General features: G+C 50.5%; 24 protein-coding genes and 1 pseudogene. All 25 read right to left on the minus strand.

Annotation, left to right across the window (positions count from 1 at the left end):
- Positions 1-166: 166 nt before the first annotated feature.
- Positions 167-898, minus strand: a pseudogene (gene traT, locus LGM20_RS26145) (conjugal transfer complement resistance protein TraT).
- Between the two features lie 189 nt (positions 899-1,087).
- Positions 1,088-1,615 (minus strand): conjugal transfer protein TraS, encoded by a 528-nt coding sequence (locus LGM20_RS26150; protein WP_032423397.1) that lies wholly within the window; start codon positions 1,613-1,615, stop codon positions 1,088-1,090.
- A gap of 5 nt (positions 1,616-1,620) precedes the next feature.
- A complete protein-coding gene (gene traG / locus LGM20_RS26155; protein WP_023307534.1) occupies positions 1,621-4,470 on the minus strand; it encodes a conjugal transfer mating-pair stabilization protein TraG in 2,850 nt (949 codons plus the stop codon).
- On the minus strand, positions 4,470-5,849 hold the full coding sequence (traH, locus tag LGM20_RS26160; RefSeq protein WP_011977731.1) for a conjugal transfer pilus assembly protein TraH: 1,380 nt from the start codon (positions 5,847-5,849) through the stop codon (positions 4,470-4,472). Before traH ends, traG begins: the two co-directional genes overlap by 1 nt.
- Positions 5,827-6,270, minus strand: a complete 444-nt coding sequence (gene trbF, locus LGM20_RS26165; RefSeq protein ID WP_015065638.1) for an F-type conjugal transfer protein TrbF — start codon at positions 6,268-6,270, stop codon at positions 5,827-5,829. Before trbF ends, traH begins: the two co-directional genes overlap by 23 nt.
- Positions 6,271-6,314: 44 nt before the next feature.
- On the minus strand, positions 6,315-6,872 hold the full coding sequence (trbB, locus tag LGM20_RS26170) for a type-F conjugative transfer system pilin assembly thiol-disulfide isomerase TrbB (protein ID WP_004152678.1): 558 nt from the start codon (positions 6,870-6,872) through the stop codon (positions 6,315-6,317).
- Entirely contained in the window at positions 6,844-7,083 is a 240-nt protein-coding gene (gene traQ / locus LGM20_RS26175; protein ID WP_004144400.1) for a type-F conjugative transfer system pilin chaperone TraQ, read from the minus strand. Before traQ ends, trbB begins: the two co-directional genes overlap by 29 nt.
- 10 nt (positions 7,084-7,093) lie before the next feature.
- Positions 7,094-7,846, minus strand: coding sequence for a type-F conjugative transfer system pilin assembly protein TraF (gene traF / locus LGM20_RS26180; protein ID WP_015065637.1), 753 nt, complete (start codon positions 7,844-7,846; stop codon positions 7,094-7,096).
- 20 nt (positions 7,847-7,866) lie between these two features.
- Positions 7,867-8,193, minus strand: coding sequence for a hypothetical protein (locus LGM20_RS26185; RefSeq protein ID WP_004152685.1), 327 nt, complete (start codon positions 8,191-8,193; stop codon positions 7,867-7,869).
- A 45-nt stretch (positions 8,194-8,238) separates the two neighbouring features.
- Positions 8,239-8,424 (minus strand): hypothetical protein, encoded by a 186-nt coding sequence (locus LGM20_RS26595; protein ID WP_023307535.1) that lies wholly within the window; start codon positions 8,422-8,424, stop codon positions 8,239-8,241.
- A complete protein-coding gene (gene trbE, locus LGM20_RS26190) occupies positions 8,421-8,657 on the minus strand; it encodes a conjugal transfer protein TrbE (RefSeq protein WP_023307536.1) in 237 nt (78 codons plus the stop codon). The genes LGM20_RS26595 and trbE overlap by 4 nt, the downstream gene beginning before the upstream one ends.
- Before the next feature lie 31 nt (positions 8,658-8,688).
- Positions 8,689-10,644, minus strand: coding sequence for a type-F conjugative transfer system mating-pair stabilization protein TraN (gene traN / locus LGM20_RS26195; RefSeq protein ID WP_023307537.1), 1,956 nt, complete (start codon positions 10,642-10,644; stop codon positions 8,689-8,691).
- Positions 10,645-10,702: 58 nt separating this feature from the next.
- Complete coding sequence (trbC, locus tag LGM20_RS26200) at positions 10,703-11,341, minus strand: type-F conjugative transfer system pilin assembly protein TrbC (RefSeq protein WP_015065635.1); 639 nt, start codon at positions 11,339-11,341, stop codon at positions 10,703-10,705.
- A 12-nt stretch (positions 11,342-11,353) separates the two neighbouring features.
- Positions 11,354-12,313: a conjugal transfer pilus assembly protein TraU gene (gene traU / locus LGM20_RS26205; RefSeq protein WP_015065634.1), complete on the minus strand. Its 960-nt coding sequence runs from the start codon at positions 12,311-12,313 to the stop codon at positions 11,354-11,356.
- A gap of 43 nt (positions 12,314-12,356) precedes the next feature.
- A complete protein-coding gene (gene traW, locus LGM20_RS26210; RefSeq protein ID WP_023307538.1) occupies positions 12,357-12,983 on the minus strand; it encodes a type-F conjugative transfer system protein TraW in 627 nt (208 codons plus the stop codon).
- The gene (trbI, locus tag LGM20_RS26215) at positions 12,983-13,384 is read right to left on the minus strand and encodes a type-F conjugative transfer system protein TrbI (protein ID WP_023307539.1); all 402 of its coding nucleotides are present in this window, start codon (positions 13,382-13,384) and stop codon (positions 12,983-12,985) included. The genes traW and trbI overlap by 1 nt, the downstream gene beginning before the upstream one ends.
- Complete coding sequence (traC, locus tag LGM20_RS26220) at positions 13,384-16,023, minus strand: type IV secretion system protein TraC (protein WP_016528865.1); 2,640 nt, start codon at positions 16,021-16,023, stop codon at positions 13,384-13,386. The genes trbI and traC overlap by 1 nt, the downstream gene beginning before the upstream one ends.
- A gap of 71 nt (positions 16,024-16,094) precedes the next feature.
- Positions 16,095-16,493 (minus strand): hypothetical protein, encoded by a 399-nt coding sequence (locus LGM20_RS26225; RefSeq protein ID WP_072158599.1) that lies wholly within the window; start codon positions 16,491-16,493, stop codon positions 16,095-16,097.
- Positions 16,494-16,500: 7 nt separating this feature from the next.
- Positions 16,501-16,791, minus strand: coding sequence for a hypothetical protein (locus LGM20_RS26230; RefSeq protein WP_023307542.1), 291 nt, complete (start codon positions 16,789-16,791; stop codon positions 16,501-16,503).
- A complete protein-coding gene (locus tag LGM20_RS26235) occupies positions 16,788-17,192 on the minus strand; it encodes a hypothetical protein (RefSeq protein ID WP_023307543.1) in 405 nt (134 codons plus the stop codon). The genes LGM20_RS26230 and LGM20_RS26235 overlap by 4 nt, the downstream gene beginning before the upstream one ends.
- Positions 17,193-17,258: 66 nt before the next feature.
- Complete coding sequence (locus LGM20_RS26240; RefSeq protein ID WP_023307544.1) at positions 17,259-17,576, minus strand: hypothetical protein; 318 nt, start codon at positions 17,574-17,576, stop codon at positions 17,259-17,261.
- On the minus strand, positions 17,577-17,795 hold the full coding sequence (locus LGM20_RS26245; RefSeq protein WP_023307545.1) for a hypothetical protein: 219 nt from the start codon (positions 17,793-17,795) through the stop codon (positions 17,577-17,579).
- Positions 17,796-17,818: 23 nt separating this feature from the next.
- Positions 17,819-18,109 (minus strand): hypothetical protein, encoded by a 291-nt coding sequence (locus tag LGM20_RS26250; RefSeq protein ID WP_032423381.1) that lies wholly within the window; start codon positions 18,107-18,109, stop codon positions 17,819-17,821.
- Between the two features lie 4 nt (positions 18,110-18,113).
- Positions 18,114-18,524, minus strand: a complete 411-nt coding sequence (locus tag LGM20_RS26255; protein ID WP_023307546.1) for a hypothetical protein — start codon at positions 18,522-18,524, stop codon at positions 18,114-18,116.
- A gap of 131 nt (positions 18,525-18,655) precedes the next feature.
- Positions 18,656-19,225, minus strand: a complete 570-nt coding sequence (gene traV / locus LGM20_RS26260) for a type IV conjugative transfer system lipoprotein TraV (protein WP_023307547.1) — start codon at positions 19,223-19,225, stop codon at positions 18,656-18,658.
- Positions 19,226-19,423: the final 198 nt, after the last annotated feature.

A 19,423-nucleotide genomic window follows, 5' to 3' on the forward strand; every position in this document is an offset into this window, starting at 1 on the left:
AAAAGACTCCGCCGAAGGCGGCAACGCCTCACAGATGCACAAATAAATTGCGCAACTGTTCACCGTTTAGATGTGGAATTAACTGATTATTTGACGGATTAACTCTGACACACCAGAAAGGTGATGCCAGTCTGGCCCGGAGTGCCCGGGCCGTGGAGTAGAAAACTTACAGAATATTTGCGATCGATTTTGCCAGCTGGTCTTCAAGAACAGGCTGGGCTTCAGGGAACTTGAGGTTAACTTTATTAGCGTTAGAGACGACGCGAGTCTGGTATTTGTGCTGATTACCCGTTTCCGTACTTGTCTGCACTTTTGCGCCGGATGTTCCCTGACGCAATACGGCCACGTTATCAGTCTGAACCTGAGTTTTGGTTCTTTCCGCGATCTGAACATCGGTGATCATGGTGTAGTTCACATCTTCCACCATCGCGTCAGCCGCCATTCCGACCAGACCGGCTGCAAGCCCTACTCCCAGGGTTGCTCCCGCGGAACTGGAATTGTAAGCGGTAATCCCCGCCCCAAGAGCGGCGCCAGTCACAGCGCCCTCATAACCCCGGCTTAACCAGCCCTGAGACTCACGAAGGTCCATTTTATCGGCCTTGAGCACGTTCGCCTGGATCCAGTAGCCCGCCGTATCCGGGTTACTGACGACCTGATATCCCTTTGAAGTGACGGCGCTGGCAATTTTTGCCTGCAGGCCACTCATATCCTTATCGGAGGTATTTTTGATTTGCAGATAAACCGTCTTATTATTTGAAGGTTCCAGCCAGATTGTTTCGCTCATCTGGGTTTTTACTTACAGATTTCTCTTTTTAATGGCGGTTCCCATTGCACTACATCCAGATAACACCAGCGCAGAGCTGACGACCATCACAGCCATGACTTTATTAAGCTTCATCCTGAATCCTTGTGACATAATCAATACGAGTAAATACACATTCTCTTATGATTTCGGAATGCGCATTCACTATATACGAATTTTAAGCGAGATGTAAAAACCAATAACAACCTAGACAGATAATAATAACCAAAAGAAATTTATAGTCTGTTAATAAACCACCATAATTGATAGGCCGCTTCTGGATGATTACCCCCCCAACTTTTCCGCTCGGAAAGAGTTTATTGCAGAGGTGAGCAATGATAGCTGATAGCGTCCAAAATCTAGATTCATGACAAAACCAAAAAAAACAGACGTTAAAATAACCATAAATGCAAAAGAAAACGGCGTGTCATAAACCACTCTATTACAAATAGCTAATAACATAATCACTGCCATGTACACAACAGCATAAATCAAAACCTTCTTAGAAAAAAAGCGATATATATTCGATTTTTCTCTAAAGCTTTTAGGAACTGACAAAAAGAGAGAGCGTGAACTGGCAATACCCAGGAGCATAATGATACTGACCCCGACAGGAAAAACCAAAACATGAAATATATACTTTCCGGACAAATAAACAGCATCCACACTAATTACAGCGCAAAGCATATTCCACACAACTAACACTACGCCTGGCCAAAGGCACTCCCAAAAAGATGGAATTTCAGCCTTCCCTTGTGAAAGTAGATTTTTCAGCTCCTCCACTTCCTCAATAAGTAGTTTGTTCGTAATCATCATTTTTACCTTTTACCATCAAGATAATCCTTTTGAATTTTCGCCGCTTTTGCCTCTAACTCAGTAGGCGAGTCAGCTCCTGGTAAAGATTTCACCTTACTCTTTCTTTCATTATAATCACCTTTAAACTCATTTGCTTTTGTTTTATGGTCCTTTTCCATTTCAGTATTCTCATTTTTCACCTCTGCGCCTTGCCGTTGTATGTTTTCGCGGGTTTCCTGCTGCTGTTGTTTATTCTCTGTAATCATCCCACCAACTTTCTGATCCACATTATCCTTAATACCCGCATCTTGCGTCATAGCATCGATACGACCAGAATTTTGTCGGTAGTCGGCCATTACCGATCCATTGTCACCACCACCTGACACCCCAGCCATATTCTGTCCAATGCTTTCACGACCCTGTTGATACGCAGCATCAACCCTGGGTTCTACCTGCTCTTTGACGAATTCACGCGCCAGGGCTTCACGCTGCGCCGCAATTTCAGGAGAACTGGTATTGGTCAGAATGGCCTCGGCATCCTGTGGAGCACGATGCTGAACAAAGTTCGCAAACTGCTGAGTCAGGTTTTCGTTCATCTGGCCAGTCATGCTCTCTGTGCGTGACGCCATCTCACTGTACTCATGGCTGCGTGTCCGGCTGCTTGTATACTGGTCATAGCTGTTTTTGGCACTGGAGAGTGACGCGGCAAACTGGTCAACACGCGAGCTGGCATTATTATCGGTAATGTTGCCCGATGTGGTGGTTTTGCGGCTGGTAAAGTAATCGGATGCTTCATTAAAGTCTTTGGCCGCCTGACTACTGGTATCATGTCGGCTGTCATTCGATTCACGACCGGAAGTGCCAACATTATCTGTGTTACCCGAGCTGTGGGTCCAACCCGCACTGCCTTTAACTCCGGCCTCAGCAGATAACCCAGTTCCCCATTTACCTAGCTTACCAAACAGCTGATCCCCTGAACTCCACTTACCAGATCCGTATAAATCAACGCCCTGCGTACTTTTAGCTGAATCATCCATCAACTGCTGGAAAGACTCCTCATTACTGATGTTGTTGGCTTTCGCATTAGCAACAACCGCATTCCACATCTTGCTTCTGGCCATCGAGTCCTGCGAAGACTCGGTAGTATCAGCTCCGGTCGTTGTTGAGGCGCTGTTCCCTTTATTGGTACCAAATTGCTGCAGACTATTCCATGCACTTGTCACGCTGCTGTTATAGCCATGCAGCGCGCTTTCGGCCTGGACATCAGCCTCACGGGCCATCTGTTGCTGCGCACTGGCTATCTGACGACCGACGTTGATATCCACCGGCAGTTTTGACATTGCACCACTACTGTCCCAGACCATCGATCCATCCCTCGTCTGCGTGCTAATGCCCCCATTCGCCAGCTGCCGTGACATCTGTCCGAAACTGGTTGTACTGTTGGTACCCCAGCTGTAGCCGCTGACGTTCTCCATCTGCATGTTGGCGAAAGAGTAATTGCCGTCCACCACGCCGGAGGCAGCCTGCGATGTTGCACTGAGCCCCGATGAAGAAAAATGGCTGTAGGCACTGGAGAAGGCTGCTCCCATGCTCTTCACGATCCCCCACGACAAAGGCGGTATCATCACGGCAATATAGCCCGCGGTGGTCGCAATATCCGAGTTTTTGAGCTGAACCTGCGACAACTCAGAGAGAACGACTGGGACGCCATTTTGCTTCGCATAGTAGGCCATTGCGCTGTTCAGGATGGCGAACAGTAATGGCCACGTCTGCAGCCAGATAAGCGCAAACACATACCCCTTTAGCACCTGCAGAGTCATCATATTAAACATGGCGGCCATCACCATGATCGGGAACATCCCAATCATTATCCCCATGATAACGGTCTGCATCAGCGGAAGTGTGCGAAGCGCCTGGTGCCCCATTGTGGCCTGTGCCAGCCGCTGCTTTTCAAGGGATGATGTGTTAGCCATATTGACCAGACTGGCGGTGTCCCCGCTGCGGGCCGCATAACTCTGGATCCCACTGCGCAGGGCGTTCATCGTGACGTTCTGGCGGATAATCTGCCCGGCGCTCTGTCCCGAGCTGTAGAAGTAATTGTAGCTGTCGCCAATCATCTGGCTGAAAAGCAGATCGGGATTAGGTTTGCCGCCAAACAGCTGACGAACATAGTAGTTCCAGGTTTTACCGCCTGTCTGAGTATCCAGCGCGAGAGCCGATTTCAGATCCCGTGAGGCCTCCTCGCATGTCTGGAACTGGTTGTTTTTGTCAAACACGCCACGCAGTGGACTCGGGTTTGCAAAAATCAGGGTATACGGATCAGGTGAATTCAGTAATTCCTCAAAAGAGTACTTATGATTGAGGAAAATATCGCCCATCACACAGTTTTGTACGTAATCGGAAAACAGCGTCGTAATCTGAGGATTTTGTGACAAAAAATCCGTACTTTTCGCGACCAGATTACTGCCAAATAACATCCCCGTTTTACTGTACGTGACACTGTCCGGCAGAGCGAAGACCATCTCATAACTCTGGATAAGCGCGTTTCCTACCCGTGTTGTCAGCGACGCCGGAATCGCCAGACCAATAGGCACATTATCGACTTCATAGACCTGCGCAACGTTACTGTAATCGATGATCTGCACAGGGGTACGAATGACAACCAGCATAGAGACCAGGGTGAGGGAAAAGACCCAGCCAATAAGGTCCATTACGTTGTGTTTTTTTACCCAGTTCCCCGCCACAATGAGTACCGAGATGGCGATACACATCTTTTCTATAGTCGACCATGTGCTGGTCCCCATAAACGCCGCAATCGCGTTCAGGTTGCCCCGTAACCAGTCGCCGCCAGCAATGGCATATATCTCAAGCATTACAGATTCCCCCCAAAATGATAGTTATTCTGGTAGCGGGTCATCATGCGGGCAGAGACCTGCTGGCGCATGTAACTCATTTGTCTGTCAACCACAAGCAAGGCGTCCTGCTGAACCTGAACACGGGACTGAAAAGCGGCAATCTGGACACTCGCCTGATTGAGGTTTTCCATGATCATATCCATTGTCGACTGGGGATAATTACCGGTTGAAATCATCGCCCGGGCCTGCTGGATAAGTTCCTGAATGTACTGCAGCAGGATGTCGTAGCCGATATAGTCCGTCAGCTGGTAAATAAGTGAGTTAGACACCCCGAGCATCTGCGGATCGACCAGGTATTTGAATACCGGAATGGTGGTGCTGGAGATAAACCCTTTCTCCTGATCCGTCAGTTTTTCATCAGCCACTGCTTTATTCTGGATACTGCTTAACAAAGCGGAAATCTGGCTTTTTAGCGCTTTATTGGAAGTGATGGTCACGGTCGCATCAGCAACGACCTTAAGACACTTATCCGAATCATTGCAGTGGTAGATTTTAGCCGTGCCGCCCTCCATCATGGCTCTAATCAGATCCTGGTCAGTGGTGCGTGCCGGCAGCGGCGTGATTTCACTGTTCTCCCCGAAAATCAGCGTACCGGTGAGCGTCATGATGAATTCCTTCAGCTCCTTATTGCCGTCGAAGAGCCGGTTCTTCGATAAGGCATTCCACATGATGTTGATGTTTTTCATCACACGTTCTTTGTCTTTATCGCTGGCCTTATCCTGGACGCTGTCCATCTTGCCGCCCACCGTACAACCCTGGCGCGAGGCGGCCCAGTCCGAAAAGATATTGCTTTCACCGGCAATGTCCTGGCAGACCTTTTGTTGAGCGACCTGGGTACGAGGAAACAGGCCACCCACAATTCCCTGAGCAGCCTGGCAGGAACTGAGGTTCATGCTGTTCATGTCAGTGGCCATCTTTTGAAGGAAGTCCTTTGCGGTTTTAATCTCCGGTACCGTGGTTTGCAAAGCGAGATCAAAAAAGTACCCCGCGGCGTTGCTCATGATTTGTTTTGCGAACCTCTGCAGCTGCTCGCTGTTGATATAGCTGAATGACCCCAGATAGGCATCAATCCCTCCGCAGCCGGCATTAATATCAGGGAGCGTCATGCTGACCAGCTGGATCGTTTTCACCTGCGTTCTGGCATACAGCGAACCGCCGGAGGCATAACCCGCAGCCTGTCCCTGCCAGACCTGCGGCTGGCTGGTATTGGACGCAAAGCCCAGCTTATTGAAGAAGTTGTTCATATCGCCATTCACGTCGGCGGCGGCGCTAAATGACAGGCCAAGCACGGCACCGCAGAAGAGTGACAGAAGTTTAATTCGCATCCAGTCCTCCATTACGCACAGCATTCTTTTTAACTCTGTCATTTCTCAGAATAAAAAGGGTCTTCAGGTGATAACTGAAAAAATTGCGGATCGCTAATGTCACTCCGGCAACAAAGAACCCCACCCCAACAGCAATCAGCGCATAAGGGATGGCGTACATCATAATATTCCACAGGTCTTTTACTCGCAGGTCGCCGCTGGCTATCCAGTCATCCACGCAGATATTAAATAAAAATCTCATTATCCATAACAGCAGAGCACCTGCAGTGAGAAACACAATGAATAATTCCAGATAGATTTCCAGACGCCTTTCCCGGTGGATAAATTCCGGCTTCAGTTGTTCTATTTTTTCGGCTGCTGTCTGCCCGGAGTCCTTTAAACTTGCTGGAAATAAAAACGCGTACAGTCCCGTCGAACGTATATATTTGTTCATGGCTATTTTCCTTAATCACTTGCTAAGACCGGATATAACAGAGGCTAATGCATCATCTGAAATACCGTATCCACTCTGGCCATAAAGCCCTGTGCATCCGTGGCGCCCTGCAGGATCGGGTACGCTGCCAGCGTGTTTACGTTCACCAGAAACGTAGTCGGGGTCGCCACCGGGATATTGGGGAAAAAGGTCTGCATCACGTCAGGAGGCGCCGGCAGCGCTTCCGGAAACGCGTCATCACCCTGTCCGTCAATGGTGTAAGAGAACACGGAGAAGCCATACTGTCCGGCCAGCTGCTTCAGCACCGGGTCAAATTTATGACAGTAGGGACAGTGTCCCTGCATGAACAGCACCACTTTCCAGTCGCGCAGGTCCACCTGCTTTCCGTTGCTGAGTCGTAACCAGCGTGGCTGAGATGCCCCGCTCACCGCCTGGGGAGTGTCGCTCTGCGGGGAGGCCGTTTCAGTACCGGAGATACCCCGCGGATCCCAGAGCGACTTCACCTCATCGAGCGTTCCCGCATGTGCCATCCCGGCCAGTGCAAGGGAAAGAGCCAGTGCCGCCAGCGGCGTCTTAGCGAGGTTCATCAGGCTGTTTTTCACAGGCTTTCTCCTCTTTTTCGGCTTCAGCAATCAGGGCGTTTAGAATGCGGTATCCCCCGAACACCACCATACCCAGCCCGAAGATTTCCCCGGCCTGGACGGCCAGCTCAGGCTGTTTTCTGACAAGCCTGGCTATCAGGTGGAAAAACACGCCCACGGCCAGCACCCACATCCCGGTGATATCTAAATCCGGAAAACGAATATTTCGCATGACACACTCCTTAGAAATTCGGTTTAAAGTCGCTGGAGACATAGAGGAACTGTTTCGCCAGGTCGTCCTGACTGATAAAGCCGTAACTGAGAGGCTTCACCTGGCCACTTTTCGGGTTAACCAGCATCATCGCGGGGAAGAACTTCACGCCAAGCTGCTCTGCCTGGCCCTGGTCCGTCCGGCTATCGGGCAGCATGGGGTTAATCACTCCGTCAACCGACACCGGTATCACGCTCAGGCCATAGGTTTCGCGAAAATTTTTAATCACCTGGACCAGCTGGCCATCGATCGCTTCCCGGCCCCGGTAGAAGAACATCACGCCGTAGTGCTGTGCGAGGGTGGAGATAGCCTGTCGCTGTTCGGCATAGTCGGCAGCGAGCTGGTTTTTTACCGTGCCGTTGTAGTAGCTGTGCTGCAGGTTGTAATCGAGTTCGGGGTTTTCCAGCATCGCTTTCTTCGCACTCATCGAGAACAAACCTGCCTGCTGCGTCCAGTAGTTCTGCAGCCGGAAATACTTAACGAAGTTTTCAGACGATGGATACAGAATGGCTTCGTACAACGACCGTTTGGTGGCCGCCTGGAGTGTGGCGAGTTTCTCCAGAATATCCATTTGCGGCGGTGGTGCCGCTGGTGCGGCTTTCCTTTCCTCATCATGGGGCTTAAGTTTCTCGTTGTACCACTGCCAGCCCGCGTCTTTGGCGAAAGCCGGCATCAGGGCGCAGCAAAGGCATCCCGCCAGCATGGCGGCATGTATTGTTCGCATGGCAAATACCCTTTTATGAATTATTGCGACTGGCGTGACAGATGCTGATAGACACTGTATTTATCGAGCTGGCGCTGTATCTTTCCTGCATCATCACGGGCTTCAAAGCGGTAACCGCTGCAGTACAGAGGCAGATGATTTATCTGAAGGTCCACCCGCTCCCCGTCCCTGACCACCCACGCGGCCTGAGAAACAGTGTCGCACTGGATCCCCCAGGCCCGGTTGGTGGTCATAAATGCGTTAACCTGCCTGTCCCGCCACAGGCTGTACGACATTATGCTGACCAGGATAAGGACAAACACCCCGACAAACACCATGACCAGCCCGTATGCTTTTTTCTCTTCCATGAACACTCCTGTCTGTTTTGCTGATTAAAGCGGTGACGTCCGTCTTTATGGCATTAATCGTCTGGCTATAATATTGAGAACAAAAATAAACAATAAAGATCTAACAATTACGAACCCATCATCGCTCGTTAATAACTTTGCCATGTTAATTATCAACAGAACAGGAATAAGGATTACCCCTGCTAACCTGAACCAATCTTTAAACTTATTAAACCTGCGCACCGTCTTCATTCTTCCTCCGTCTTTTTCCGTAACAACGCGGCAAGCGAACTAAAAAAGAGATAGCTCACGAACCAGAAAAAACCAACCGCAACAATAAAAACCACACTCTCGACATAATCACTACCCGACGTCCCTTTGACGGCATCCCAGGAGAAATAAATCACCGGTGAAATAATGATTACTGTCAGCGTTAATCTCAGGGCAAAATCAATGGCAGGCTGTTTGTGAAAATTAATTTTCATGATTATCGGTCTCTTTATTAGTCAGCATGGTTTATTGCGCGGATTGCTGACTCATGATTTCCTTAATTCGTTCCTTGGTCTTATTGGTGAGAACATCGTTTTCCGGTATTTTTTGATTTTTCATCAGGTCGTCCATAAAGTTGGTGAAATCAAGCTTGTTAAAATCAATCCCCTGGAGTTCCGCGGTGGTAATGCCCCGACAGTCAGGACTGCTGGCGCCGCCAAAACCGATATGCAGCTGACCGTTTCTTCCCTGCTGCTGAACGATCTGCGCCAGTTTTGAGTCGAACTGGCAATAGCTCCTTTTTTTCTCCAGGCAAATACCCAGAACTTTTTTAGAGCAGAATTCCCCGATACTGACCGTCAGCTTGTCTTTTTTCGCTTTGGCCAGCGCCTTTTCCTCGCTGCTGCAGCGTGCCAGCCCCACATCCTGGCCCCAGCCGCTGTCTTTGCAGCAGTTACTGAAGCCGGCAGCAAATTTCTTACAGAACTTCGCTTTTCCGGTGAAGGCCCGGACATCCACCCCGTTCAGTGCCGCGACGTCCTTCCCCGCGGCTGCCAGTGCCGCCAGCTCAGATACCGCCTGCCCAAAGTCATTGCTCTTCCCGGACGTGGCTTTGTCACATTCACCATCAAGGCAGAAGACATCACCGCCGCAGATCATTTGCTTGCCACTCGTCCTGGTTTCGCAGGAATACGTTGCATATTCATGCAGGCACGTGCCTTCCTCGCTGGAGAAGGCGCACTGGCGGGATGACAGAGTACAGGCCGTATTTTTCATCAGGATTTCACAGGAGCCGCTGTCCGCCGGCTGCGTGAGCCAGGTATCCTTATATTTCCAGCAGGCTTCCGTGAACGAGTAATCCCTGCCTCCGAGGGTGATGGTTCGCGTTCCTCCCGGACTGATACATTCCTCCCCCGTTTTTTTTCCTTCATCCTTACTGAACGGACAGCTTTCAACCCAGACGACTTCAGGTGCGTAGACGGTTTCGGTTTCTTCCATCACCAGGGTGACCGTGACCTGTACGGGTTTCTGGCTACCCGATGATACGGTCCGTGATGTTTTGCTTACTGAAAAGTTCTGCCCTGCAGTAACCGCTTTGTCCACACCAAACGACTGATGAATCTTCCCCTTCCCGTCATAGGTATATTTCGTACAATGCGTGTTCTGACCGCCTGAACACATCGATTCTGAACGTGGCCAGCTGATCACATCTATGGGGAACGTTCGTTCAAAGAGGGTCAGGCTTTCACTGACTGCACTCTTGCAGCTATCCCGCACCTTCCCTTCGGAATCGCATTCTTCAATCCAGGGGATCACCAGAGGCTCACCATCCACCGAGGCATTCAGCAGACGACCGTTGGTCGGGATCGTCAGGTTGCCACTCCATTGCCGGGTACTCCGGGCATAATTCAGCGTCACCACCTGCTGATAGGTTCGGTTAACTTTCTGCGTGGTGGCGTTATCCTTCAGGGTCGCTTCCCGTGTGCAAAAATTTTCCACCTGCAGATCACGTTCGCAGGTATGGTTTGTGAACTCGCTGCGGTTCACAACCTGGGCGGTACAGGACTGTCCGGTATCACCGACAATGCTGTCGGCACGGGATTCTGTATCCTTTGCGGCCTGAATAAACGGCGCATCCTGAGATATCTGATCCGGTGGCCGGTTCGTGAACGACTCCGTAATCGTTTTGCCGGTATCTCCCTGGCTGAACTCCAGGGCTGAATCGCTTTTCAGAGAGCTGTCTCCGCTGGCAGTGACGCCGCCGTAGTATTTTGTCTGATCCGGGTTGTCGGTATACCCCGGCAGGTTTTGCTCACCACTGAAATTTTTTAGTGAGTTCAGACCATTGCCCTGCACCTGTTTCGCAAAATCCGAACCGGCTTTATAGTCACTTCCACTGTCAGCGCAGGCGGGGGATGCCAGCCAGATGAAGGCGCTCAGGACAAAAAAATGCGCGGTCAGCACGGAAATAACCGTCTTCATTTACACCCTCCCTCATCCCTCACCATTTCCGGTAACGCCATGAAGTACGGTTTATCTTTCATGGCTGGCTCCCGGCGGCATTCGAGGGCGCATCAAGCATCTGCCGGGCCACCTGTGCGCAGTCACCGGTTTGTGCCACTTTCTCCAGCGCCTGTTTGACGTGAATGTTACCGCGTACCACGTCATACCCGGCCTGACACCGTACCACCAGAGACGGCACACTCCGGATGCTGTACTGCGTATATAGTGTCGGGTCGATCTGCACTCCGTCGGTCACGCCATCCTTCACCAGCTGCAGCACCGCGTCAGTGGTGGTCTTCATGTCGTTATTGACGAGCCCACGCAGTGTCGCCGGAATGCCGTACTGCCGGGTTTCGTGCAGCATCCGCTTCAGCCCCTCTTCAGGTATCGAGAAGGAGACAAAGTACAGCGCCCCTTCTGCTGGCTTTTCCTGATTCGCCGCTTTCTGCTGGCTGACCAGATTATCGATAAACTGGCGGTCTGATTTGGGCAGAGGATTACGGTTGATTTGCGCCTCAAGCTCCTGCTGCAGCTGTTTATCCGGATGCTGGCGCAGCTGTTCGCTGAGGTTCTCCTGCTGCTTCAGCCATTCTCTGTCTGTAACAGAGGAGGTTTCAGCCAACACTGCTCGTCCGGTCAGCAAAAGCATGACCATAAACAGATTCATTAATTTCATGAGAGACTCCTGTCAGAGAAAGACACAATTGCGTTTACGCCACATCAGATAGCCATAGTTCTTACGGGTGTTGGGTGGATTTTTACCGGCCTCCCAGCGCATCACGCTGCGCCCCACGGGATGGCATTGGCCGCTGTCCGGGTACATGTTCACCATCTGATAGCGCCAGCGCTCTTTGGGGATGATCGGGGACGGATACTCATAGCAGACCGCCTTGTCCTTCCCGATGCTCTCCATAATTTGTCCCTGCCGGTGAAGCTTGTACGCCATGCGCTCGCTGACAAGTAACGAGGACTGCAGCGGACTGGACTCGTTGCTTACCCAGCCGCTAAACGGGTACATCGAACCCTGAGAGCCGGCACACCAGAACAGAATATCGAGTGGCATATGAAACGCGCTGGCCATAGCGTCAGCCGCGCACGCCCCCTGTGCGATGGGGTTGGCAAACAGGATGGCTTCCGGATTCAGAATGGTGGTGAGGCTGCTGTCCACCCAGGTCGGGTCAATCTCGGACAGATAGGCTATATCCATGTCTCCGCCTTCCAGACAGCCTGCGGAGGTGATGATGTTCAGCCAGTAGGTCAGCGGGTACTTGTACCAGTGAACGTGATAAAAAGCGCCGTTCACCTGCTTGTCGTCCTTTCTCGCGGTCCCCATACCGGTCTTGCCGAGATTGATACTGAAGCCCCCCAGATTGACCATACAGCCAGGCGAACGGCTGACGTCCGTCATGGCCATCGGCTCCCAGTACCCGATGGCCAGGCCGGGGCGAACAAAAATCGGTGGCGGCGCCGGACACAGCTGCAGGGGACTACCCGGATTGCTGGTATCAGGCAGATCGCCTTTACCAACCTGCACGCTGCCGAGTGATAAAGGAAATATGCAGCGCCAGCACACATCGGTGATCGGGTTAACAAACCGGCCCTCACAGGAGGGATCAGCAGCCGCACTGAGGCTGTACCCCCACAACATCAGGGCACTCAGGAAAAGCGTCAGGGTTTTCACAGAAACATCCTTATTTTACAGGGAAGGTCTCAATATTCAGGCGTTCACCGGATGGCGCCGGCGTGATCCGCGCCGGGACCGCCGTCAGGCCAAATCGCTTGCTCAGTACGCCGTTCTGGTCGAAATAGATCCGGCTGTCCAGCGCTGCGGAGGTGTCCGGGATACTGCCACGCACCAGGATAATTTTGCTCATCAGGGTTTCCGGCACCTGACGCTTCATCCAGGCCAGCTGGTCGGCATCGTCTCCATTGATGAAGTACAGGGTCTGGACAAACGGTACGGTTTTAAGCGGGTTCACCACATCGCCCTTGCGGGCAAACACCCGCCCCTCATTGTCCTTCAGGTCTTCGGTCAGGCGGATGCTGGGATCAAACCAGCGCTGCTCGTATTTCTCCGCACGCTTAATGCCCTCCACCGGTGCCGGGCGCTGACTGTTCTCGATAACCCGCTGCTTAAACGCATCCATCGTCTGGTCCCACTGGCCAGAGGATTGCAGTGACTGCAGACGCTGCGTGATGAGCTGCAGCATGTCCTGCTCCCGGACGGGCCATAAATCCCCCCAGGTACCGAGATCAGCCGCCTGAGTCAGCGGCGATACCAGGCAGGCGGAGAGCAGACAGTCTTTCAGTCGTATCATTACTGTTCTCCTTTCATCCGGCGGGCAATGTCGTGCTGGATGTTGCGGGTCACATCGGGGGCGCCCTGAACCACGGCAGGTGAAACCAGAATGACCACATGATGCTGCTGCTGATACTCCGCCAGACTCTTCTCCAGCGCGTCGTTAAACCGGTCAGAGAGCGCTTTTGACTGCGCTTTTGACTGCGCTTCTGTCAGCTGCTTCTGACTGACACTGTCCATAAAGCTGTCGAGCGTCTTCTTCATATCAAAAGCCACCACCCGCGGCGTGGAGTACTCCAGAACCACGCGCGAGAGAAACGCGCTGGTTGCCAGGGCGAAAAGCACGAGAGCAACGATGACAGATATCCGGCGAAAGGTATGAGAGGTCGTACTGACCGGTTGTTCGGTGTTGTTTTTCATCACTGTTTATCCTCCATGTCATTCACCGGTATTCGGGATTCAAGCTCAGCCATTTCGTCTTTAAAGTTGCGGCACGCCAGTCCGTATACCGCATCGTGGATATCGACCCCCTCCTGCCGGCGAGCTTGCATGTACTCAAAATCCGGGCCTTTGGAGGAGTACATCGCCCGGCTGAGCGGGTCGACGAACAGGCGGTGCCAGGAGCAGTTCGCTTCCACCTGCAGCATAAAAGAGGAGAACCACTGCTCTTTGGCCGAACCGAAGCCGTTAATCATGTCTTTCTCCAGCTTGCTGAACTGATCCGGGTACAGCTGGTTATACTTGGCAAATTCCTTCGCTGACTGCTTCAGAATGGCCTTGTACGATGAGTTCCCCCACGCTGCACGTGCGGCGCTGGAGGCGGTCGGGGAGTCGAAGTCGACGATGTTCTGCGTGATGGTGATGTATGCGCCGGTATGTCGACGCGCGGTACGGTAGCCTTTCTCGATAAACTGCCCCACTTTTTCATTCTTGAAATCAAGGAGCTTCCATCCTTCATCGATGACGTTCAGTTTTTTCAGGCCACGCGGTGACTGATACATCCTGTTCTCGATGTAAATAATCAATGAAAACATCACAGCGATAAGCAGAGAGGGCCTCGACTCCAGGCCACCGAGTTCCAGTACCACCATCCGGGCATCATCGTGGAGTGTTGGTTTATCTGAGTTGAAATAGTCCCCGTAGATCCCATTCACCGTGTACTGATCGAGCAGGATTATCATCTCGTCCAGACGGCCCCGGATTGTCGGGGAATCAGCATATTCATCGCTGTCCTTCGCGTCCTGTAAAAACTGCACTACGTCATCAACGCGTGCCTGATTACGTTTGCTTAACCAGGCCGCCTGAACTGCCTGCAGAAGCAGGCCTTCATGGACTTCATCGAGGTTGCCGTTCGGACTGGCCATCACCGACATCTGATCGCGTATACGTTCTGCTGACATGTCGAAGTGAGCATCATCCAGCACGTTGGCGAATGGGTTAAACTTGAGGGTATCGCCATCGAGATATACGCCCCCCATGTTTTCACACAGGGACTTATAGCCATCGCCCATATCGAACACCCAGGCAAACCCGCCGGAGTCGAGCACACTGCGAATGAGGGGCTGAATCAGACCGGTTTTACCCGCCCCGGACGTCCCGCAGACCGCCATGTTGAAATTGGTATTGTTCATTCCCTCGTAGAACAGGTCGATGAACGCCAGCTGGTTTCGGTAGGTGGGCGCCAGGAGTCCCGCCGGCGCCAGCGGGCTGTCAGCGACGATCGGCAGGAGGTTAGCCACCTGGAACGTCTCCGCCCGCTTAACCACGCCTGCCGCCTGCAGCTCTTTAAACAGACCCTCACCACACTTGAACGGCATCATGGCCAGAAAGTTACGCAGGTGATGGTAGCGGGCCGGGATAAGCTGGAAACCGCCTTTACGGTAGCTGTTGAGCACCTGCTGTTCAGCGGCGAGAGAGGCCTCTGTGCTGTCTGCGGTGTACGTGGTGATATTAAAGAAATAGGACACCAGGGAGGTCTGGTTGGTCGACAGTCGCTGGCGGATATCGCCCCACTCCTGCATTTCCTTTATCACGTTCGGAAAGTACTTCGCGTAGGAGGTTTTGCTTTTCTTCTCCACGTCCATGAACTTCAGGTTGGCTTCGTTCTGGGTCTTCACCTGGTCCTCCACCATCAGCGTCAGCGTGATGACAAAGGGGCAGGAAATGGAGAGCTCCGGGTTAAGCAGGTTGGCGTAGTTGTCCGCAGCGGTCCAGAGGAAGGCCATTTCCGGATCACTCTCCAGATGGTAGCTCGTCACCCGGGTCACGCACTCTTTCCCGTCGCGCCCCAGGCGGCCAATTTTCAGATGACCGGCGGTGACCTGCATATCAAAGCTGTCATCGACACACTGATAGTTCAGATCCTGATAGGGGTCCAGCTTATACGGTACGCGGTACATTTCGTGCGGGTCCGGGTTTATCAGCTCACGCATCAGTTCGACCAGCCCGGCAGCATCAAGGATACGCGTCGGAATATAGGCACCGCCCAGTGACGCCCGCAGGATTTTTATCTGGTTCTCCATCTCGACAATTTGCGTGGTGGAGTTCTTCTTCCTGGGTACGCAGCAGGAGATGTACACGCGGTAGTTACGCAGCGTCAGTGGCAAATCCAGATCAGGAGGCAGGGGGAACTTCGTCTCCGCTGCCCGGAGGTAGTAGGCCTGGGTAATGGCGTTAAACTTCTTAGCCTGTTTACCACTCCAGCGGAATTCACGCAGACCATAGTCGATATCATTGCCGACCAGTTTGCTGGAGACCAGATGAAAACTGACCGGGACGCCCCGGGGAAGTTTGCTGCGCAGTAAATGCTCCAGTGTGGCGACGATACTTTTATCCGCACCGGGTAAAGGACGCGCCTCAAACATAAAACCGACGGTTTTGTTATTAATAAACAGACCGGTCGCGGAATCATAATCCTTATAGGGCAGAATACGGCTGAACTGGGGGAAATTCATGCTGCCCAGCGTGTCATTGGCTTTCGCGGATTCGTCGGGCAGCTTCAGTGCTGACACCAGTGAATTCACAGCCTGGGTGACAGTATCGATGATGTTATTACTCATGCGGGCGTTCCTTTAAGAGCATTTCAAAATAACAAGGGTAATAAATGGCAAGAAGAATATTCACAGCCGCACTAGAAACTCCTTCTTATAATGGAAAGCACTGGAATAAAAAACAATAAACACATGGATGCAATAATCTGACCCATAAAGATCGCATCCAACAACATCGCCCCTTGCCACAAACAAATAAGCAGAGTGATAAATAACAAAACCACATGAAAGAAAACAATCAGGAACAGAAGGTTCGCTGAGAACTCCCCATCACTAATTTCCACCTCCAGGCAGAAAAAATAAAAGACACACAGACTACAGATAATATAGAGGCCTTCATGTCGAATACCCTGAAGGAAATCAGGAGAAAACTCTCCTGCCAGTCCATTGTATGTCAGCCTGGCTCCCAGATAGATGAGCCAGTAGACTGGAGGGATAAACAAAAACCCATACTTTCTAAAAAACAGCATCATATCCATCCCCTGATCATTTGTTCACATTGTTCAGTGCGTTAAGTTGTTTATGTTTCTCGTTACATTTAGCGGCAATTTTCTTCGCATCGTGAAGGGTTAATGGTCCCGGGCTATTACGGAGTGCCGTTCGAAAATCCTCACCGGCACAGGGTATTTCATGAGAAATCATTAATAACTGTTCTTCAGTCGCTGTACCGTTATCTCTGTAATCATCGTAAACAAGATACAGCAGACCACCCCAAAAAAAGAGTGGAAAGGCCCAGTTAACAATGTGTTTAACCGCGTTCGCGACGTTTACTTTCATTTTTTATTCGTCTGGTATAATTCCCACTGATGGATATACGCATAATACCGCTCACCTGGCACATTAATGATGATGCCATCACAGTCCAGTTTATTAACAGGGCTGGTAAAAGCGCCTGTCGGTATGTTTACTTCAAGTGTCTTGCAGTCGTTTTTCCAGTGTCTACCTGCTTCAAGTTCATCCATCGAAAATGAGTGAATGGAGATAACGAACATCCCGCAAAACCCAACCACCGCTATAAGCGCACAGTATATGAATGTATCGCCTCTGTTAACTCGAAGATTGAATTTTTCAGGGATGGCAACCATTGCCAGCGCACCGACCACACCAATAACAAAAAGAATCAGGCATATACCGTTAAGCCATGCAACGTTATGTCCAAGTATATAGTACGCTTTCACTTTCTTATTCCTTATGCTGCATACTTTCAAATAACGTGAGATTGTTAATACTGACCATCGGTCTTACTATTCACCGGCCCCCATCCGATCAAAGGAATAAATCAAGACATAAAACATATAAAAGATCACTGTGGCTGTAAAAAATCCCGTTATTACTGACAGCGTCAAATCAGGAGAACCGGCCCACATGTTTTTATCCATAAATACCATGAAAGAAAATAAAGCACTGAGACCTGTAAGCCCAAACAACATTAAAATATAGGCAAGCGCATCTCTTATAAAAACACCCATAATTACATAGCCGTAACCACAGATAATGATTGCCATTGCAAAAAACAGTCGTACATAACCATCACTATCAAAAATTAACAGAGACTCAGCCATTTACCCACCCTCACTCAATGTTTCCATCACGCTGTTCAAAGGCTCGCGTGTTTTAATTTCAATGCACTCTCCTGTATTACTTCCGTAACCTCTGCCTCCACGTGCTTCGAGTACCCGTAGCATTTTTATGCAGACATCTGTATTAGGCATAGGAGTAACATCCCAAATTCCACCACCACTACTCGGCGTCATCAGCACCAGAAAAATAAAGGCATGCATACTTTATTGCCTCTGTTTATATATTAACGAATGAATATTTCTTTCATTGCCTCTGCGAGAGTTGTTTGCTTATCGCCACTCATCGCTCTGTCATAATCAGACTTGCTTACATTTTCAATAACATCACCACACTGAAGTCGATTTTGCGCAGGAGAGAAAAACCCTTTATCAATATTGGTCTCAAGCAACCGGCAGTCATTTTTCCAGTGATGAGAAAGAGCTTCGGGCACTGTATTACTGTCAGTAGAAAACAGCAGGCTATAACCTGCCAATAAAAATACCAGCATCATCGTCCATTTGAATAATTCATCCATAACGTTACTTACCTTCCGTACTGAGTTTATTAATCTCTGCCTTATCCCTGTATCTCACATCCATATACCGTGTTACGCCATCCGGGCAAGACCAGGCATCTTTTGCTTTAGCCAGAAACCCTGCCTGCTGCGCTTCAAATGCGGAGACTCTGCAGTTTTTCAGCGTATAGATGATATTTTCTTTCCTGTTTATAATTTGTTTATATGTTGACTCAGGATCAAGAACTCCTGTTGCTGTAGTAATCATACTCACCATACACAGTATCACACTGAGGGTTTTACCCCACCAGGATGTGATTACTCTCTGAAAAAAGGCAGACACGATTACGGCAGAACCAACAATCAGCATCAACATAAAAATATATGACGAATCTTCGCGTAAAAGCAGCCATAGATATTTCATTGAGTCAGTCATTTTTCAAATCCTTTCATTTTTCGTTATCGACGTTCATTTCACACGCTACCGCCCATCCCTTTCAACGCAGAGGGCACTCGTTTTAATTCAGAAATGAGAACTTCCTGCAGCGCCAGTAATGGCGCTGTGAATCAATTAAGGCGAGGTTGTCCCCACGCCGATGGTGTCACGACAAAAAGAACCGTTGCTGGCTGGTGATATACATCATCTGCATCCACATACGGCGCTATCCACAATGACGTTGTCTCCTCCCCTTTTCTTAATGGCCGGGGATAATTACCAGGAACCGTCACCGGCGATGTAAAAGTTGATACACTCACTGGTCGAACAGCTGGCGCTACAGCCACGGGCCGATACACCGGCATACTGACTTTCCTGTTATTCGTCAGCAATCCTGACGTTACTGTATTAGTCGGTGCAGTTGTCGTTGCTCCGGGACGCATTAAATTTGGCTGTGGCGGCAATGGGTACGAATTAACTGATGTGGTTCTGAAATTACCCTCAGCCAGTTGTGGCAACCCGGCCGCAGCCGGCTTTGCATCACTGCGTTCCTCTTTCAGCTTCGCTTTTTCATTTGCCTGCTCCATCGTCATACAGGTATCCGACGTCGTGGCATTACATTGAAATTCGGTCTCTGTGCCCGCACACCCGGTTAAGAGCAAAGCGCTGCCCAGAGGAATTAACAGCATTAATTCCTTCATATATTCACCCGTAATCTGTTTATTTTTTAAAAATCGATTTCCAGTCAGTCTTCCTGAATACTGCTTCTGCAAGATTATTAGCAGCCCTTACAAGCTCCTCATAAAGTTTGGGGTCTAAATAATTTGCAGATTGAGGTACAGTGTTAGGCTCCTTTTCTCCTGCTTCCTGTTCATTACGCAGGTACCCCCCTGACATCC

The organism is Klebsiella quasipneumoniae subsp. quasipneumoniae (assembly GCF_020525925.1).
Lineage (GTDB): Bacteria > Pseudomonadota > Gammaproteobacteria > Enterobacterales > Enterobacteriaceae > Klebsiella > Klebsiella quasipneumoniae.

What these genes read in the sequence shown, in the direction of transcription:
- trbE (WP_023307536.1), bottom strand. Translation starts at nt 8,657, where the DNA reads ATGAAAATTAATTTTCACAAACAGCCTGCCATTGATTTTGCCCTGAGA.
- trbI (WP_023307539.1), bottom strand. Translation starts at nt 13,384, where the DNA reads ATGAAAAACAACACCGAACAACCGGTCAGTACGACCTCTCATACCTTT.
- traF (WP_015065637.1), bottom strand. Translation starts at nt 7,846, where the DNA reads ATGCGAACAATACATGCCGCCATGCTGGCGGGATGCCTTTGCTGCGCC.
- LGM20_RS26230 (WP_023307542.1), bottom strand. Translation starts at nt 16,791, where the DNA reads ATGAAAGTAAACGTCGCGAACGCGGTTAAACACATTGTTAACTGGGCC.
- LGM20_RS26255 (WP_023307546.1), bottom strand. Translation starts at nt 18,524, where the DNA reads ATGACTGACTCAATGAAATATCTATGGCTGCTTTTACGCGAAGATTCG.
- traU (WP_015065634.1), bottom strand. Translation starts at nt 12,313, where the DNA reads ATGTTGTGGGGGTACAGCCTCAGTGCGGCTGCTGATCCCTCCTGTGAG.
- traQ (WP_004144400.1), bottom strand. Translation starts at nt 7,083, where the DNA reads ATGCGAAATATTCGTTTTCCGGATTTAGATATCACCGGGATGTGGGTG.
- traH (WP_011977731.1), bottom strand. Translation starts at nt 5,849, where the DNA reads ATGGAGGACTGGATGCGAATTAAACTTCTGTCACTCTTCTGCGGTGCC.
- LGM20_RS26595 (WP_023307535.1), bottom strand. Translation starts at nt 8,424, where the DNA reads ATGAAGACGGTGCGCAGGTTTAATAAGTTTAAAGATTGGTTCAGGTTA.
- LGM20_RS26240 (WP_023307544.1), bottom strand. Translation starts at nt 17,576, where the DNA reads ATGGCTGAGTCTCTGTTAATTTTTGATAGTGATGGTTATGTACGACTG.
- LGM20_RS26225 (WP_072158599.1), bottom strand. Translation starts at nt 16,493, where the DNA reads ATGGATATGATGCTGTTTTTTAGAAAGTATGGGTTTTTGTTTATCCCT.
- LGM20_RS26150 (WP_032423397.1), bottom strand. Translation starts at nt 1,615, where the DNA reads ATGATTACGAACAAACTACTTATTGAGGAAGTGGAGGAGCTGAAAAAT.
- trbC (WP_015065635.1), bottom strand. Translation starts at nt 11,341, where the DNA reads ATGAAATTAATGAATCTGTTTATGGTCATGCTTTTGCTGACCGGACGA.
- traN (WP_023307537.1), bottom strand. Translation starts at nt 10,644, where the DNA reads ATGAAGACGGTTATTTCCGTGCTGACCGCGCATTTTTTTGTCCTGAGC.
- LGM20_RS26245 (WP_023307545.1), bottom strand. Translation starts at nt 17,795, where the DNA reads ATGCATGCCTTTATTTTTCTGGTGCTGATGACGCCGAGTAGTGGTGGT.
- trbF (WP_015065638.1), bottom strand. Translation starts at nt 6,270, where the DNA reads ATGAACAAATATATACGTTCGACGGGACTGTACGCGTTTTTATTTCCA.
- traV (WP_023307547.1), bottom strand. Translation starts at nt 19,225, where the DNA reads ATGAAGGAATTAATGCTGTTAATTCCTCTGGGCAGCGCTTTGCTCTTA.
- traC (WP_016528865.1), bottom strand. Translation starts at nt 16,023, where the DNA reads ATGAGTAATAACATCATCGATACTGTCACCCAGGCTGTGAATTCACTG.
- traW (WP_023307538.1), bottom strand. Translation starts at nt 12,983, where the DNA reads ATGATACGACTGAAAGACTGTCTGCTCTCCGCCTGCCTGGTATCGCCG.
- LGM20_RS26250 (WP_032423381.1), bottom strand. Translation starts at nt 18,109, where the DNA reads ATGGATGAATTATTCAAATGGACGATGATGCTGGTATTTTTATTGGCA.
- LGM20_RS26185 (WP_004152685.1), bottom strand. Translation starts at nt 8,193, where the DNA reads ATGGAAGAGAAAAAAGCATACGGGCTGGTCATGGTGTTTGTCGGGGTG.
- traG (WP_023307534.1), bottom strand. Translation starts at nt 4,470, where the DNA reads ATGCTTGAGATATATGCCATTGCTGGCGGCGACTGGTTACGGGGCAAC.